Below are 899 nucleotides of genomic sequence, written 5' to 3'. Positions count from 1 at the left end.
GAGGTACGCCTTCGTCGCTCGTGAACGGACTCGCTATCCACTGCGGATGCTGTGCCGCCTGCTGGCGGTGTCGGTGTCTGGCTTCCACGACTGGCGGCGCCGACGGGATCGCCCAGACCCCGACGCGGCCCTACGGGCCGATCTGCGCACGATCCACGCCAGCAGCCGCGGCACCTATGGGCGGCCGCGTCTGGTGCAGGCGCTGCGTGCCGGTGCCCACGCGGTGGGCCACAAGCGCGTGGCACGGCTGATGCGTGAGGAGGGTCTGCACGGCAAGGCCAAGGGTCGCTTCACGCCTCGCACCACCCACAGCCGGCACGGGCGGCCGGTGGCCGAGAATCGGTTGAATCGGCAGTTCGCCGTGAACAGCCCAGTGCCAGCCTGGGCGGGCGACATCACCTACTTGCCGACCCGCGAGGGCTGGCTGTACCTGGCCACGGTCATCGACCTGCGCACCCGGCAAGTGCTCGGTTACAGCCTGTCCGAACGCATGCCCGACGATCTGGTGCAGCAAGCCTTCCTCAACGCCTGGTCGGCGGCGCCGGTCGGTGCCGGCGTGCTGTTCCACTCCGATCGCGGCAGTCAATACGCCAGCGGCGACTTCGGCAAAACCCTGGCTGCGCACGGCTTCGTGCCGAGCATGAGCCGCAAGGGCAACTGCTGGGACAACGCAGTGGCCGAGAGCTTCTTCGCCACGCTCAAGAACGAAGAGGCGACCGGCGTGTACGAAACCAAGGCGGCCGCCCACGCCGCCATCGCCAGCTACATCCACGGCTTCTACAATCCCACCCGCCTGCACTCGGCGCTCGGCTACTTGTCACCCAACGACTATGCCAAGAAGCTGAAGCAGGCCGCTTGACTCCGTGCTTCTTGGCGTCCGCTCTCAGGGGGCAGGTTCA

General features: G+C 67.7%; 1 protein-coding gene. It reads left to right on the top strand.

What is annotated here, in order from left to right; all coding sequences use genetic code 11:
• Positions 1–859, top strand: an 859-nt coding sequence (locus tag QMK61_RS17580) for an IS3 family transposase (protein WP_302073528.1), incomplete at its 5' end; no start/stop codon positions are given.
• Positions 860–899 lie beyond the last annotated feature (40 nt).

The sequence above is a fragment of the Fulvimonas sp. R45 genome, from assembly GCF_030504985.1.
Taxonomy (GTDB): Bacteria; Pseudomonadota; Gammaproteobacteria; order Xanthomonadales; family Rhodanobacteraceae; genus Rhodanobacter_A.
The sequence above is the reverse complement of the archived record's forward strand: the minus strand, read 5'-3'. Positions and strand labels throughout refer to the sequence as shown.